Below are 15,084 nucleotides of genomic sequence, written 5' to 3'. Positions count from 1 at the left end.
CTACAGCTTAGGAGGCTGTCGCTCTATCCTACTGAGCTACTGGGACATGGAAAATAACTTTATTCAGAAGAAGTCCACCAATTGTACAGTTTAAGTAAATAAGATCTAGATAGCTCAGCCTTACTGAATAAAATTAAAGCCTCCGGCGGATGCCACAGATTATAAAAGGAAACTTTTCGAGCTTAAGATCAAAGACTAAGAACGCCACGTCCTGTGGCAACGTCTTTGTGACCCACCTCATGTGGGCCTAAAAAATCTGGGCGCAAATATGCCGTGGCATATTTGATTCTTTAGAAGATAATTATAAAATTAATTCCCGACAATGGTCAAGACTTATGAGCGAAATTAAAAATCCACTCTCCGGTTGGAGAATGGATTAGTTAGAATGAAATTGGAAAAGCCACAATTGCCGTAATACCCTAAGAAAGTTTAAAACCACCACTCCTCAAAGTGGGTGTTTTCAGAAACGTTCCTGTATGTCCTTCAGGTCGCCATGGACGAAGGCCTGCCATTCGAGCTTCAATGTTAAACTCCCTATTTCAGTTCAAAGGTTAAACTTTATTATGATTACGTACAATGTAGCTTGTATCTGTATACTACATGATTGATTCCACGAAAGCAAATGTAAAAATAATCCAAAAAGTTGAACTTTGTCATAGAATTATTCGGATAATATGGTGCCGCGCCTCGATTGTTGATGAAAAACAAATCATTCAAGGTGAAAAAAGAAAGATTTTTGTGGAAAAATATTCCGGAGAACTACATTTTTGTATACATCTGCTTCTCTTGCAAGATACTAGAGAAAAAAGAGAAAGGAGGTAGGCAATGAAACCCAACAATGAACATCTTACATCAGCGGAGATGGGAAAGCTTTGGGCGGTTTATATGGGGAACTCAATGGCCCTTTGCGTGTTAACCTATTATCAAAAACATTGTCAGGACCCTGACATCATGGAAATCCTTGATAAAGCAAAAAACATCAGTAAAAATATCATTGCGGAAATTACGAAGATTTATAATAAAGAAAATTTCCCTATTCCAATTGGATTTGATGTAAAAAAGGATGTAAACATGGATGCTCCAAGATTGTTCGCGGATGAATTTTATCTTCATTATCTAAAATACACTGCGAAAGCAGGGTTAAGTCTTTACTCAACAGCGATTCCGATGATGATCAGGCAAGACGTAAGAGATACAATCATTAAATTTGATGTGGATACCATAGAATTTTTAGTTGCATTAAATGAGACATTAGAAAAAAAGGGCTTTTTAACGAAATCACCAGTCATTCCAATCCCGAAAGAAGTGAGTTTTGTAGAAAAACAGAGCTATCTAGCTGGATTTATTGGCGACATAAGGCCACTTCATGCTTTAGAAATTGCTCACCTCCAGGATAACCTTGAAAACAATGTGGCGAGTAAAGGACTATTGATGGGATTCAGCCAAGTGGCATCACATAATAAGGTAAAAGATTTTATGGTGCGCGGTAAGGAAATTACAATGGATCATATTAAGAACTGCCTGGAAAAGCTGCACCGGGATAGTCTACCGGGTCATCCATTACTCGATGATTTAGTGGAGGCATCAACGATTCCACCTTTCTCTGATAAGTTAATGATTTTCCACAAAATCGATATGTTCTCCATGAAAGTTCGATCATATGCCAATGCGATTTCCCTAAATGGTAGACGAGACATTGGGTTGATGTATAGCAAATTCATCCTGGATGTTGGCAGATATGTAGAAGATGGCGCCGATATCATGATTGATGAGGGATGGTTTGAGAAGCCACCACATGCCGTTGATAGAAATGCACTTGTAGATGATAAATAACGGAAAAAGTCAGGCAACCATGGCCTGACTTTTTCAATTTACGGTAATTTAATTTCAAAGGTTTCAAACATAATTGGATTAGGGATTTGATAAGCCTTAAATTTTACCCCTTTATTTTTGGTAGCTTTAAATTCTTGCTTAAATAAGTTTCCCTTAATTCGTTCGGCAAATGGAGCTTCTTGAAAGGATAAATCCTTGCCATCCTTCGATTCTAACCATGTACGATTCCTTGTTAAGTTATCGTCAAATGGAAATGCGCTTTCTGCTTCAAAATAAACGACCGTTTTATCATCAAGAAACTCAACATCCGTTACTTTAATTTTCCCAGCATCGCCCTGATCAATTTCTAGTGGAAGTGTTTCGTCTAATGATACGGATAGCTCCTCAAAGGCACCCATCTCAGTTGGAATCTTATATGGAAGGATCGTCAGGCTTTTCACTCCTTCTTTAATTGGCGTATAAAGATAATCAAGGTTTGCAACCTCAACTCCGTCAATAGCTTCCCCATGTCCACTACCAGTAAGGCTTCTTAGAACTCTACCATGATCATCGATCATAGCAAAATGTAAATCCATATAAGGATCAATTTCTGTGTTGTTAGGGTCTACTTTTACTTGAACAGCTAAATCTGTTCCGGCCGGGCCGACTTTCACAGACTCTACGGTCACTTCCGCGTCATAAATGACGTTCGTTGTGTTTGGACGAATAACCGTCACTTCATTTGATTGCTTCACCGGAAATTCAAATTCCCAATTACCCGGAATTAGCCCCACTGCATCAATGATGACCTTCATATCAAACTTTTCTGGTAATTCTTCTGTCGGTTTAATATCCATGACTATTTCATATTTAGATGGGGTAATAAACTTTCCAGTGCTACCTGCACCAAAATTAATCTCTTTCCCGTTTACCAAAATGGTCGGACGCTCAATATCCCCAATTGCAATGAGTGACTCGTGGGTAATGCCAAATGTTAACCGAGTACCGTCATAAAAAATTTCATTCATTGTCAGCGTCACACCATTATCTTTTGCTGTCTGGTTAACGACTTGAGTAAGCCCACTTTTTCCGGCAATCTGTAGCCCTTCATCACCAGACTCATTGAAAAAGGTTCCGACTAAAGGTATTTCAGAAGCAACCTTTGCTAATGTCGGTGAAAAAGTAGCTGACCCTAAAAACAGGATAAATGCTGCAGCAATTGATCCGATTGTTGTTAGTACAATTTTTTTGCGTCTTGGTTTCTGCTTTCGATTTTCATTGATTGTATGTTGAATAATGCGACCAAGCTTCTCAACGGGCACATGAATGCTTTCAAGCTCTTTATTAAATTCAGGGAAATGTTTACTCATTCACGATGTCCTCCTTTAATTGATTACGCAATAGGGCAATCCCACGGTGTATATTTGTTTTTACGGTTCCTTCTGGACAATCAAGAAATTCAGCGATTTGCTTAATTGTGAAGTCCCTGTAAAATCTTAAAACTAGAACAGTTTTATATTTTTCATCTAATCCTTTAATAGCGTTCAATAAGTCGGAATCGGCTTCCTTATTTGAGTACGAAGGTGCCTTGCTTTCGAGGAAATCCCGTTCCATTGGAATCACTCTTTTTTTCCTACGAAGCTGATCAATCGCGGTATTTATAAGAATTCGAGTGATCCAAGTCGAAAAATATGTATCATTTTTTAAATCCTTCAGAGAGGAGAGTGCCTTATAAACCGTTTCCTGAAACACCTCAAGTGCATCGTCCTCATTTTTCATATACAAATAGGCCATCTTATAAAGCTTCGTTTTTTCGGTATCAATTAATTCCTGAAAAGCACGGTTATTTCCCTTTTTTGCTTTCGAGACCAGTTTACTTATATTCAAAACCTTTCCTCCTTTCTTCTATAAGTTAGAGAAACTAGACATGCAAAACGTTTCAAATTTATAAAAGGATTTTAGTTGTTATTATCGAAATACATATAAATCTTATCATTTTCGAAAAAAGGTGGAAGATAGAAATGTCAGAATCACATTTATTTTTATTTGGGGGAGGACCTCCTTTTAATTCATCATTAGGGGAGAGGTTTGCGGATTTAGCTGGAAATAATGTTGCTCGGATTGCGATTTTGTTTCTTGAGCGACCAGGCTGGCAAGAATATATGCCGAGCTATACGAAGGTTTTAGAAGACAATGGAGTACATGAATTTTATTATTTTGCACTTTCGGAAAAACCAACTCAGGAACAACTGGGTAAGCTTGAAAAATGCACCGGGATTATTATCGGAGGCGGAGTAACCGAGCTCTACCGGGACAATATTGTCGATACCCCAGTTGGGGAGATAATTCAAGAGAGGTATAATGATGGAGTTCCTATAGCAGGCTTTTCCGCGGGAGCTTTAGTCTCCTGTGAGCATTGCGTGATTTCACCAGAAGACACGTTGCAAAAAGAACAGCTATATTTACCTGGTTTAGGCTTAATTAAAAATTGTGTGATATCCGTTCACTTCTCGGAATGGGGAGGAGAGGAAAACCTAATAAAAGCAATTTCTAAATTGAATGTTCCTGGCTATGGAATTGATGAAAACTCAGGTGTTTATTTTAAAAATGGACAGCTGGTCGAACATGAAGGTTGTGAGCCTCATATCTATGATTAGACAAGCGGTTGGGGCAATTGTCTTTAAGGATGATCAATTTTTGCTCGTACATAAAACAAAAATAAACACACGATCTGGTTCCGAAACAATTTCAGGTGAGTGGGATTTCATTAAGGGTGGAATTGAAGACAGTGATGAATCACTACAGGGGGCACTTCTCCGCGAACTTAAAGAAGAAACCGGTTCGACTGATTTTTTAATTATTAAGGAGTTCGATGAGAAAATCAGCTTTGAATTTCCTAAAAAAATTCAAAGGAAAATCGGGTATGAGCGTCAGGTGACTACGATGTTTTTGGTTGAATTCACAAGTGGTAAAGAAAAATTGACTCCACAGGATGAAGAAATTGCAGACCTTCTGTTTATTAGGAAGGAAAAGGTTCTGGATACACTTACTCATGATGATACCCGGAGCTTTTTTATCAAAAATCTGTCCTAACTAAGCATAAAATGACAGGATGAAAAACCGTGTGGCAGATAGAATTAAGGTAAGGAGTGAGGGGAATGAGTTGGCTAGAATCATTACAAAACGCAATTGACTATATGGAGGGCCACCTGCTTGAGGATATATCAATCGAGGAAATAGCGGGGCAAGCAAATGCATCACCGTTTCATTTTCAACGTACGTTTTCGATTTTAACAGATATCACAGTGGGTGATTACCTCCGCCGTCGACGATTAACACTGGCAGCTGAAGAATTAACGAAAACTGACACAAAGATTATTGATCTAGCCTACACATATGGCTACGACACTCCCGAGGCTTTCACAAAAGCTTTTCGGAAACAGCATGGTGTAACGCCAAGCGATGTTCGAAAGGGGATTGGAAAGCTGCAATCATATAGCCGCCTGGTCATCCAGGTGAGTCTGAAAGGAGCAGATCCAGTGAAGTATCGAATTGTTGAGAAGGAAGGATTTAAGGCAGTAGGTGTAAAGCGCAATTTTTCATGTGAGAATGATGAGCATCTCCGTAGTATTCCGAAGTTATGGGACGAAGTAAATTCTGATGGCACCTGTGATTCATTAATTCCACTTATGAATGGTGAAATTGATGGGATTTTAGGAGTCTGTGTAAGTGAGCCGAACGTCAGAGCAATCGATTATTGGGTGGCGGTGGAAAACGTAGATGGCGCATCAGGAAAGTTTGAGGTCCTAGACATTCCTGCATCGAAATGGGCTGTATTCGAGGTTCATGGTGCGATGCCACACGCGATGCAGGATGCGTGGAAAAAAATCTACTCAGAATGGTTCCCATCAAGCGGATATAAGTACGGTGGTACAGCCGAGTTCGAAATGTATCCGGATGGAAACGCATATGAACCTAATTATTACTCAGAAATTTGGATACCGGTGAAATAAAGTGCGAGCCCCAAGGAGAGAATCCTTGGGGCTTTGAGGTTAGTGGCAGTATTTTTCAGATAGTGGCAATATTTTTGAAATAGTGACAGTAACTTGGTGATTAGTGGCAGTATTATTCAAATAGTGACAGTAACTTAATGGTTGAGGACCGACTTGGACTGAATGTTTGATGATAAATTCAAACTCGTGGACACTTTATAGTCAATAATCAAAAAATATGGCTGATAAATGAGATTTATAGCCAATAAAAATGATTTACGGCCATTAATATAAACTTATAGCTAATAGACAAAATACATTTTCACCGCTTCATGGTTTTTAGCGTAGACTACAAATAGATTAGACAGAAATTTTCGATAATCTTATAATAAAAGTATCGAATACAAAAAAGTGAGGTAACTCCAATGGATCTACATTATCAAGAATACGGCGATACGAGTGCACCTCTGATGGTCTTTTTGCATGGTGGCGGTGTAAGTGGCTGGATGTGGGACAAACAGATCCAATATTTCTCTCATTACCATTGCCTCGTTCCAGACTTACCTGGTCATGGGAAAAGCATCGCAATTCCTTTTTCAATCAAAGACAGTGCAAAAAGAGTTAAAAACTTAATCGAAGAAAAATCAAACGGAAAGAAAGTTATACTAATTGGTTTTTCACTAGGTGCTCAAATTATTGTGCAGCTTCTAAGCATGAAACCTGATTTAGTCGATTTTGCAATCATTAATAGTGCTCTTGTACGGCCGATGACCTATGCAAAAAAATGGATTCAGCCGACTATTAAACTATCAGCTCCACTCATTAAAAAAAGATGGTTTTCCAAACTCCAAGCAAAAACTTTATATGTCGGTGACGATTATTTCGAAAAATATTATGAAGAGAGCAGCCAAATCACAGCGGAATCTCTTACAAGTGTACTAAAGGAAAATATGTCGTTTACGATCTCGACTGATTTAAAAAAAGCTACCACCAACATATTAGTGACTGTGGGCGAACAAGAAAAGTCCATTATGAAAAAATCAGCTAATGACATCGTAAAAGCAAACCAAAATGCTAAAGGTATCCACATTCCAAACATTGGCCACGGGGTTTCGATGGCGATGCCGGACTTTTTCAATCAGATGGTCGAAACATGGATTAATGAAGGGGAAGTACCTGAAAAATGTAAAATAATAAGCTGAGGGGGAACGAAATGGACCTGTCACATATTCGTCTTTTAGTAGACAACTATAATGAATGTTTCTTATTTTACCGAGACATACTAGGTTTTGAGGTTTCGTGGGGGGATGGAAATTCCCGATATGCTGATTTTACTGGTATCGGTGGGGTAAAGCTTGGTCTTTTTGAAAGAAAGCAAATGGTGGCGGCAATTGGCACAGAATATGCACCACTAGTAGACAATCAGGACAAAGCAACATTGATTTTTAAAGTAGAAAGTGTAGAGGGTACATACGAAAAAATGAAAGATAAACTTGACTTCATCACAAAGCCGCACGAGCAAGTGGACTGGATGCTAAAGGTTGCACATTTCCGAGACCCAGCCGGTAACCTGATTGAAATCTACGAAAATTTATAAAAAACAAACCACAACCATCACTCATAATTCGGAGATGACGGTAGGGGAATAAGGAGGGGCTCTATGAAGCTTTGTTTGCATTGTGAATCAGATATGCTGGTGAAAAAGAACTTTTATATGTTCAAAATCCCTGCTGCCATCTTAATGCTTTTAGTACCATACGGATTCATCATTTGTTGGCTACCATTTTTAATGCCACCAAACTACGCTTGTAAAAAATGCGGAAGAGAGTTTCGTAAAGTAAAAGAGGTAGATTGGCGAGAATTTGAAAAAATGAAGCAGGAAAAAGAAGAAGGCAATTGACATGATGTATTTAGGGGTAGTATTAGCACTAGCACTCTTTCGCTGGGAGAAGAAGGAGTTACATCTTAAAACATTCTTAATAGAAGTCATTGTTGTATGTTTTTTCATATTCCTTTTTCAGTTAATCGGGACTTACATTACGAGTAAACTAGGTTTTATGCCTGTTGATTTCTTGCCAGAAGGTTTAGAAATATGGATAGGAAGCATTCTGATATTATCATTTGCTTGTTATTTATCTTTCCGAGGTTGGAGAAAAAAAGGGGCCAGCAATTCAGACGAAAATGATACATAGTCAAAAACAACGGAAGCCATTACCCCCGTTGTTTTTTATTTTCCACAATCGATTGTTTAATTAATGCCTTGCAGCACATGACAATCCCAGTCAGAAATGCCGTAATAGTGTAGCCGAAGGGCAAGTAAAAAAAGCAAACCAGGGTTGAGATAAACAACCAAATCAACCAAAAGAGTAACTCTTTAGTCATTGGACCCGTTCACTTTCTCAGCATCGATGATCTGATCACTTAGCACTTTTGCAAGAGCCTCTACGGTATTTTTTAACTCCTTCATATCATTATCGACTCCACCGATTTCAATAAGAATAGAGTTTTCTGCTAAATCTTGATTATACACTCCATTCCCTTGGTCATATCCCTTCGCAACTACGCCCCTGCTGATTCCCGGAAGCTGTGACTCGATTGACTTGTTGAGAGACTCAGCTAATGCATAACTTTGTTCAAAATTTTTACTGGCGCTACCAACGACAAAGAATATCCTTGCATAAGGCTTGTTTTCGATAGTTACAGTTGATACATCTTTTCGGATACCATCACGGTGAATATCGATTAAAAAGTCGATATCGGAGTCGCTAGCCATTGCTGATTGGACAATCTCACGAGATACTGCATAAGATTGAGTAGTGCTCCAACCTTTTTTCTTTAATTCCTGCCCAATATTTGTTGTATCGACTATTGCACCAACTCCGTATTTTTCTAGCTCCTTACCGAGAAGTTCGCCCACAGTTGTAATGTTTGTTTTTGAATCAACCGCTTTGTCCATATCAGGGTCGCCTGCTAGCCCGAGAAGTGGTAAGTAGGACTCAAAACTATGTGAGTGATAAATGAGAACCTTTTTATCAGTTGCAAAAGTACCTGGTGGTGTTTTCGGTTCCTCCTTATTAAGTTCGTCTAATTCCTTTTGTGCCATTTCCCTTTCTTGTAATAAAACATCTAAAGGAGGCGCTGATTCATATGGGAGATTGGTGAAATTTGTACCCTCTCCTGAAATCAGGATTTCAGTATGGTACATGGATAATCCGGGTAATTCATCTCCGAAAAAGCTTCGTAAATCTCCGTACTTAAATTGAAGGGTTGATTCTACTAAAATTTTGGTGAAAGATTCTTGTTCCTCATTTAAGGTTTGTCCGAAATAAGCATTCTCAAATTCAAGTAATTTAACAAAAACTTCATTCGGAAGGCTCCGAATATTAATATCGAATTGTCGAAAATTCACCCATTCTTTTTTGATTGAGGATATGCCTGAAGCAGCTGCGAAACATATGATTACCGTAAAGATAAACAGAAAGGCAATTCTTGAAATAAAAATTGGCCCATATTCAGAACTTTTCATGATCTCAGTCCTTTATGGCTTTTGGACATGTATATGAAGAAGTTGACTGAATTAGAATGTTTTATAAAATTTAAAAAGCATGGCGAGCCATGCTTAGTCTATGTACTACTATCTTATTTATCTTCTCTTAACAAATACTCATTTCCATCCTGATCATAGAAAGAGAACATTGAGCCATACGGCACTTTTAGCAAGTCCCCAACTTTTACGACATTTTGCTTCATTTTTTCATAAGCTGCATCAATGTCAGTGGTGCTGAAAAGAACCGATGGATGTGAAACTTTTGATGGGTCGTGCTGTTCCATAGCCGCTTTAGAATAGAGTACCAATGTTGTGAATTCGTCCTCACTAGGTCCTACCTCAATCCAGAAAAAGTCAGGGCCCATAGGTTGCTCGAATTTTAAAACAAAACCAAGTTTGTTGATCCAGAAATCCTTGGCTTGTTCTTGGTCTTCCACGTAAACAGTAATTTTTCCAATTTTATTTATCAACGTTATCACCTGTTTTCTTTAGTATTATGATAAATTCTAACAAACGCATTAAACTAAAAGCAATTTTGGCTTTATGTATTCTAATTTATTATCCAAGTCTATTATTCGTTAAGTTTAAGGCCTAAAAAATCAAAGGAAAGATTCCAATAAAAAATGCAGAGGCCACCGCCTCTGCATTTACTGATTAATGTCCTTCACCGTTTCCGAAATTACTTCCCGTCACATCTGCCATGTTTTCAATAGCGATCAATGCACTTGGGTCAATTTCATGTGCAATTTCCCTTAGTGTTGAGAGTTCAATCCGGCTAACAATTGTATAGATAATTTTTTTAGGTTCATTTGTATAGGCGCCTTCACCATGAATAAAGGTTACTCCACGACCCATAACCTTATTCAATTCATTCGCAAGATCGTCAGGCTTATCAGAAATAATCGTTACTGATTTTAGTTCTTCGATACCTTCAACGACAATATCAATCATTTTAAAGGCAATGTAATAGGTAATAATCGAGTACATTGCTGTTTCCCAGCTGAATACGAGCAAGGCAGCAAGGATAAAAATAAACACGTTCATGATCATAACAGTTTGTCCAACTGACACTGGTCGTTTCTTGCTGACAATGATGGCTAATATTTCAGTACCATCCAATGCACCACCAGTCCGGATGACCAACCCGACACCTGTTCCTAAAATAACCGCACCAATAACTGTTGCCAAAAATAAATCATCCGTTACGGGTTCAAAATGATGCAAATAAGCAGTAAACGCTGATAACACTAGAACACCAAACAACGTATGTAAAGTAAACTTTATTCCCATTTTACGATATCCAAGAAAAAGAAATGGGATATTTAAAACAATAAGAAAGATACTCATTGGAACACCAAATATTTTAGACGCAATGATGGAAAGGCCAATTACCCCACCATCCAAAATATCATTTGGTACTAAAAATAATTCCAACCCAAATCCCGCAATTAGAGCCCCTATGGTAATCATAATGAGCTGTTTAATCTCTGTAAATACACGTTTTTTCTTTGTTTTTACCACAAAAACCAAGCCTTTCAATTTCAAGTTATAATTTCCTTTTTAATATTACCATAAAACATGGGTTTGCTTACAGAAATAGAAGGAAATTAATGCCTTTATGTGGAAAATAGAGTTATGAACCTATATTTATCAGTTTAATAAAGGAGCACATAATGAACCGATTAGACAATTTTGAAGAATACGAGGACCCCGTCCTTTACGATCATGAAAACGACCCCTACCAGGATGACGTGAAATTTTTACAAAAATGGGCAGCAAAAGTGAACGGGCCGATTATTGATTTAGCATGTGGAACAGGTCGAGCAACTATTCCCTTAGCGCAATCGGCACATCCCCTTATTGGGGTAGACATACATAAGGGCATGCTTTCTCAAGCAAAAAAGAAAACTGAAAATACAAATCTAAACATCGAGTGGATTGAACAGGATTGCACGAAGCTTCAATTAGGTGTAAAAAGTCAGCTCATTTATATCGTAGGAAATTCATTTCAGCATTTTCTTACAAATGAGGAACAGGACCAACTATTAACTTCCGTTCATAACCACCTTGGGAATGAGGGGGTTTTCATCTTCGGCACAAGATTTCCAAGCCCAGATGAATTGCTTCAACCGTCCACCGAGGAATATTGGCGAAGCTACAAGGATGAAGCAGGTAAAGTTGTAGATGTTTACACGATTAGTAACTATGACACCATTAAGCAGATTCAACACTACATAACCATTAGAAAACAAATTGATGAGAACGGCCAAACAATTGATGAAAAGAAAACCAACATCAAATTACGATATGTGTTTCCGCAAGAAATGGACAGACTTCTAAAAGGAAACGGCTTTGAGATTTTAGCAGTTTACAAGGATTGGAAAGAAACACCGTTGACAGAAGGAAGCCACCAAATGATCTATGTATGTAGAAAGGTTGTGGCATAGTGGTCGTAACGAAAACTTTAGCCCAAACATTAGAAACATCAGAAATTGAGGTGTTGAAATCAAGACTAACAGCGATACAAGCAATCGAAGGAAATCCGATGGGCGTCGAAATTGAACAGTTTGGAAATGCTACAGCCTTTTCAGTTAAGAACATTCCAGGGCCCTCATTCAACACAGTAAAGGGTTTATTAGATGGAGATGAAGAATACATCGAACCAATCATCAACTTTTACAAGCAAAAGGATATTCCGGTTCGATTTGAACTAACACCAGGCCATGTTTCGACGGATTTGCTTACGTACTTAAGCAACAAAGGTTTTTATCAACATGACTTTCACACAACCCTCTACTCAGAACTTACTTCACAAAATGAAACCGGCAATCATTCGAAAATTGCGATACGCGAGTTACAAAAAGATGAGTTTGATTTGTACGCTGAAATTTATGTAAAAGGATTTGGGATGCCTGCTTTTTTAAAGGATAGTGTCGCTCAAAATAATCAAATTCTTTACGACCACGAAAACTGGACATTCTATCTGGCAAGTATTGAAGACCAACCGGTTGGAATTGGCGTTTTATTTACTAAAAACGGCATTGGAACCCTCGCATCCGCAACGACATTACCGGAATATCGTAATCGTGGTATTCAAACAGCATTAATTGAGCAGCGAATGCAAAAAGCGTTGGAACAAAATTGTAGATGGATTGTAGGCCAGGCGAGATTTGGTTCTGTTAGCCAAAATAACATGGAACGAGCAGGGATGAGAATAGGTTATACAAAGGCAATTTGGATTATGAAATAAGGGAGAGATGACAATGGCAAGAGTAGTAGGCTTTGAAATTAGTAGTCAAGATCCTGAAAAAGCAGTTCAGTTCTATTCAACCGTTTTTGGATGGGAAACCGGAGAGCCGAATTGGGGTTTTTGGCCTGTTAAAAGCACAGATCCAGTAGAAATTCAAGGTGGAATTAGCAAAGGACCGCATGATTATCCACATGGAACCAGAATTCAGATTGAAGTTGATTCCATTGGCGATACAATCGTAAAAGCAGTCGATAATGGAGCGATGGTTGTCCGTGAAAAGATGGAGTTTGATGAGTTTTATTTAGCTTATTTAGTCGATCCAACTGGAGTTGGGTTCGGTCTTATCGAGAAAAAATAAGTAAAATAGAATTGGGAAATCTAAAATATTATAGAATAAGGTCGTTAATCCTTCTGAATTAACGACCAGTTTTACTCATAGATGTTTTTCATTCCTACTAAAATAAGGACCACACAAACCCGTTTCGTGCGTGATTACAAAAGTCCACCGAAAATCTTTATCCACAACATAAATATCAGTTTCATCCCCAAAATCACTTACATGTAACTTTGAGGCATTTTTAACAAGGACCGCATAGTCCCAACGTTGGTAAAATATATAGCATTCATTTTTGGATTCATCATTAAAAGCTTCCTCAGCAGCTTCTCCATCAAAACACTTCTTTTTTTCGTAACTAAACAGATGCCATAAATAACCGTTGTTGGAATTCAAATAGATGGTTCTCTTTTCTTGATCGCTAAGATGGCCAGCAAAATGGGATTCCCACTCGCTCCTTAAATAGGCACCCCATTTTGGAAGTTCAAGTACACTCATTTTTTTATCTATCAATCTGTTGAAAATGTCCACTTAAATACTCCTTACTCTTGTTCTGAATAAAAGTCGCTAGGTATATAGTTGTCATTCTTGTTGTATAGAGGAGGAAAGCCTCGAAATCCATTGTGCTTATGCAACTTCCATAATAATACTAGAAACATAATCTCCATGATAAAACCTAAAGGGATCGTAAAGAATAGGTACCCTAATAAAATGTTACTGGAAAGATTCATCGCAAATGTATGTGACAAAGTAATGAGAGGCATGACGGTCATGTAAATTTTAAACGTTTTTGAGCTTCTTCGTACTAAGAATTTATCCCCGATTACCGTAACAAATTCCATGATTAAACGAAAAACAAAAAATACCAGGATCAATTTTGAAATTTCAAGGATAATTGAATAGATATCCAAAAGAGCAATGCCAGCAAATGATCCTAATTCATTCACTTTTACATTTTGTTGTATAAACACAGTCGGAATGCTGATAAACATAAGACCGATCAATAGTTTTTTCAGTTTGTTCCCAATTCTATTTTCTGGAGGTAATGCTGCAACTCCTGAATAAATTAAATAATACCCAACAGGATCAGGCAAAAGATCGATAACAAACATATGAATTTCTATTAAGATAATAATATAGCCCCAGAATATTCTCTTAAAATTCATTCGCTCTCACCACTCTTTTTGGTCTTGATGATTTGATTAATTGCCTTTTGGTCTAAGTAAGGGTGATCGATAATCGGAATCTCAGTCACGAATTCTTCACCCGATTCTGTTTTTCCAGATAGTTTTATGCTGTATTGAAAATAGCTCTCCCTTTCCGGATTAAACTGCATCAAGAAACGGATATATTCATTTTGTTCTAGGTTAAAAGGTAGTAAGTCCTCGCTAAGTAAAACTCCAGGTAGCTCATTCCACTCTTTATCGCCTTCTTTAGCAAACCACTCAGGATAATCGGAAACTTCCATAGGTTTTTCGAGTTCACGTAATTTTTCCTGCTCACGGTCAACCTTAATTAGAACGTTATCTGGCAAATCCTTAGCAAAAGGAATCTCAATTTTCTCGATGGTGATTGGCTGGTTTGTTACCATTAAGGTTTCTGCAGTATGTTGGTTGCTGCCCGAACTCATTCGGGTCTCTAATACATCAGGATTTTCAGTTCTTTTGCGAAGAACAACTTCTCCAATATCAGCCTGAACGGTTATACCATTTGAAAAGTGGACCTCCATTTCTGAAAACGATAAAGGACCATCACCCTCATATTCTGTTGGTAGTGTAATATAAAGTGTTTTTAAATAATGGTGAGTATATTCTTGCTCAAATTTAGGTGCCTGCGATTCCCACATATAAAAGTCGTTGTTTGAAACGGGATAATTCCCGATACCATTAATCATTACATAGTTTGCTGTCGACGTGTCCGACTTGTTTGTTAAGTAATAGAATATAAGTGCCGTCTCGTCTTCTTCATTCATGGTGAGCTCATAAAAATGCTCCAAAAATATCGGGGCATCCAGCTGCTTCGATTGAAAATACACATAATTTCCGATATAGCTAACGATGATGATCAAAATACTCGCCCAGAATATTTTCTCTTTCAAACAAAACCCCCCAATTCTAAAAATCTCTAAACCTATTTTACCATTTAGCTC

At 37.9% G+C, this 15,084-nt stretch carries 19 protein-coding genes and 1 other RNA gene; 11 read left to right on the top strand and 9 right to left on the bottom strand.

Annotated features, from left to right (window positions below; all coding sequences use genetic code 11):
• Window positions 1-393 precede the first annotated feature (393 nt).
• Window positions 394-588, bottom strand: a non-coding RNA gene (gene ssrS, locus V7097_RS11175) — 6S RNA.
• A gap of 237 nt (window positions 589-825) precedes the next feature.
• On the opposite strand from ssrS, the gene V7097_RS11170 reads away from it, so the two are divergent.
• Window positions 826-1,833 (top strand): DUF3231 family protein, encoded by a 1,008-nt coding sequence (locus V7097_RS11170; RefSeq protein ID WP_335703691.1) that lies wholly within the window; start codon window positions 826-828, stop codon window positions 1,831-1,833.
• A gap of 38 nt (window positions 1,834-1,871) precedes the next feature.
• Here the strand turns inward: V7097_RS11170 and V7097_RS11165 are convergent, their stop codons facing one another.
• Window positions 1,872-3,182 carry a DUF4179 domain-containing protein gene (locus V7097_RS11165; protein ID WP_335703690.1) on the bottom strand — a complete coding sequence of 437 codons (1,311 nt, stop codon included), beginning with the start codon at window positions 3,180-3,182 and terminating at the stop codon, window positions 1,872-1,874.
• Complete coding sequence (locus tag V7097_RS11160) at window positions 3,175-3,699, bottom strand: sigma-70 family RNA polymerase sigma factor (protein WP_335703689.1); 525 nt, start codon at window positions 3,697-3,699, stop codon at window positions 3,175-3,177. Before V7097_RS11160 ends, V7097_RS11165 begins: the two co-directional genes overlap by 8 nt.
• 134 nt (window positions 3,700-3,833) lie before the next feature.
• Between V7097_RS11160 and V7097_RS11155 the strand changes: the two genes are divergently transcribed.
• The 7 genes from V7097_RS11155 (at window position 3,834) to V7097_RS11125 (ending at window position 7,996) form a co-directional block, all read left to right on the top strand.
• Window positions 3,834-4,469 carry a Type 1 glutamine amidotransferase-like domain-containing protein gene (locus V7097_RS11155; RefSeq protein WP_335703688.1) on the top strand — a complete coding sequence of 212 codons (636 nt, stop codon included), beginning with the start codon at window positions 3,834-3,836 and terminating at the stop codon, window positions 4,467-4,469.
• Window positions 4,462-4,905, top strand: coding sequence for an NUDIX hydrolase (locus V7097_RS11150; protein ID WP_335703687.1), 444 nt, complete (start codon window positions 4,462-4,464; stop codon window positions 4,903-4,905). Before V7097_RS11155 ends, V7097_RS11150 begins: the two co-directional genes overlap by 8 nt.
• A 65-nt stretch (window positions 4,906-4,970) precedes the next feature.
• Window positions 4,971-5,825 carry an AraC family transcriptional regulator gene (locus tag V7097_RS11145; protein ID WP_335703686.1) on the top strand — a complete coding sequence of 285 codons (855 nt, stop codon included), beginning with the start codon at window positions 4,971-4,973 and terminating at the stop codon, window positions 5,823-5,825.
• Window positions 5,826-6,229: 404 nt separating this feature from the next.
• A complete protein-coding gene (locus V7097_RS11140; protein WP_335703685.1) occupies window positions 6,230-7,006 on the top strand; it encodes an alpha/beta fold hydrolase in 777 nt (258 codons plus the stop codon).
• A gap of 11 nt (window positions 7,007-7,017) precedes the next feature.
• Window positions 7,018-7,401 carry a VOC family protein gene (locus V7097_RS11135; RefSeq protein ID WP_335703684.1) on the top strand — a complete coding sequence of 128 codons (384 nt, stop codon included), beginning with the start codon at window positions 7,018-7,020 and terminating at the stop codon, window positions 7,399-7,401.
• 63 nt (window positions 7,402-7,464) lie between these two features.
• Window positions 7,465-7,704 (top strand): hypothetical protein, encoded by a 240-nt coding sequence (locus tag V7097_RS11130; RefSeq protein WP_335703683.1) that lies wholly within the window; start codon window positions 7,465-7,467, stop codon window positions 7,702-7,704.
• A 1-nt stretch (window position 7,705) separates the two neighbouring features.
• Complete coding sequence (locus V7097_RS11125; protein WP_335703682.1) at window positions 7,706-7,996, top strand: hypothetical protein; 291 nt, start codon at window positions 7,706-7,708, stop codon at window positions 7,994-7,996.
• Between the two features lie 182 nt (window positions 7,997-8,178).
• On the opposite strand, the gene spoIIP is transcribed toward V7097_RS11125, so the two are convergent.
• The 3 genes from spoIIP to V7097_RS11110 form a co-directional block, all read right to left on the bottom strand.
• Window positions 8,179-9,330 (bottom strand): stage II sporulation protein P, encoded by a 1,152-nt coding sequence (gene spoIIP / locus V7097_RS11120; RefSeq protein WP_335703681.1) that lies wholly within the window; start codon window positions 9,328-9,330, stop codon window positions 8,179-8,181.
• Between the two features lie 113 nt (window positions 9,331-9,443).
• Window positions 9,444-9,830 carry a VOC family protein gene (locus V7097_RS11115; RefSeq protein ID WP_335703680.1) on the bottom strand — a complete coding sequence of 129 codons (387 nt, stop codon included), beginning with the start codon at window positions 9,828-9,830 and terminating at the stop codon, window positions 9,444-9,446.
• Between the two features lie 175 nt (window positions 9,831-10,005).
• Window positions 10,006-10,890: a YitT family protein gene (locus tag V7097_RS11110; RefSeq protein WP_438824227.1), complete on the bottom strand. Its 885-nt coding sequence runs from the start codon at window positions 10,888-10,890 to the stop codon at window positions 10,006-10,008.
• Window positions 10,891-11,024: 134 nt separating this feature from the next.
• Here V7097_RS11110 and V7097_RS11105 point away from each other — a divergent pair, with 134 nt between their 5' ends.
• Genes V7097_RS11105 through V7097_RS11095 form a run of 3 tightly spaced genes read left to right on the top strand, consistent with a single transcriptional unit; the run spans window position 11,025 to window position 12,959 of the window.
• The gene (locus tag V7097_RS11105; protein WP_335703679.1) at window positions 11,025-11,798 is read left to right on the top strand and encodes a class I SAM-dependent DNA methyltransferase; all 774 of its coding nucleotides are present in this window, start codon (window positions 11,025-11,027) and stop codon (window positions 11,796-11,798) included.
• Entirely contained in the window at window positions 11,798-12,601 is an 804-nt protein-coding gene (locus V7097_RS11100; protein ID WP_335703678.1) for a GNAT family N-acetyltransferase, read from the top strand. Before V7097_RS11105 ends, V7097_RS11100 begins: the two co-directional genes overlap by 1 nt.
• A 13-nt stretch (window positions 12,602-12,614) precedes the next feature.
• Entirely contained in the window at window positions 12,615-12,959 is a 345-nt protein-coding gene (locus tag V7097_RS11095) for a VOC family protein (protein WP_335703677.1), read from the top strand.
• A gap of 75 nt (window positions 12,960-13,034) precedes the next feature.
• Here the strand turns inward: V7097_RS11095 and V7097_RS11090 are convergent, their stop codons facing one another.
• The 3 genes from V7097_RS11090 to V7097_RS11080 are packed head-to-tail and all read right to left on the bottom strand — an operon-like array spanning window position 13,035 to window position 15,033.
• Complete coding sequence (locus tag V7097_RS11090; RefSeq protein WP_335703676.1) at window positions 13,035-13,466, bottom strand: DUF4275 family protein; 432 nt, start codon at window positions 13,464-13,466, stop codon at window positions 13,035-13,037.
• Between the two features lie 11 nt (window positions 13,467-13,477).
• Window positions 13,478-14,101: a hypothetical protein gene (locus tag V7097_RS11085; RefSeq protein WP_335703675.1), complete on the bottom strand. Its 624-nt coding sequence runs from the start codon at window positions 14,099-14,101 to the stop codon at window positions 13,478-13,480.
• Window positions 14,098-15,033: a hypothetical protein gene (locus V7097_RS11080; protein ID WP_335703674.1), complete on the bottom strand. Its 936-nt coding sequence runs from the start codon at window positions 15,031-15,033 to the stop codon at window positions 14,098-14,100. The genes V7097_RS11085 and V7097_RS11080 overlap by 4 nt, the downstream gene beginning before the upstream one ends.
• Between the last annotated feature and the right edge of the window lie 51 nt (window positions 15,034-15,084).

The sequence above is a fragment of the Bacillus sp. JJ1562 genome (assembly GCF_036962705.1).
Taxonomy (GTDB): Bacteria; Bacillota; Bacilli; order Bacillales; family Bacillaceae_L; genus Ferdinandcohnia.
The sequence above is the reverse complement of the archived record's forward strand: the minus strand, read 5'-3'. Positions and strand labels throughout refer to the sequence as shown.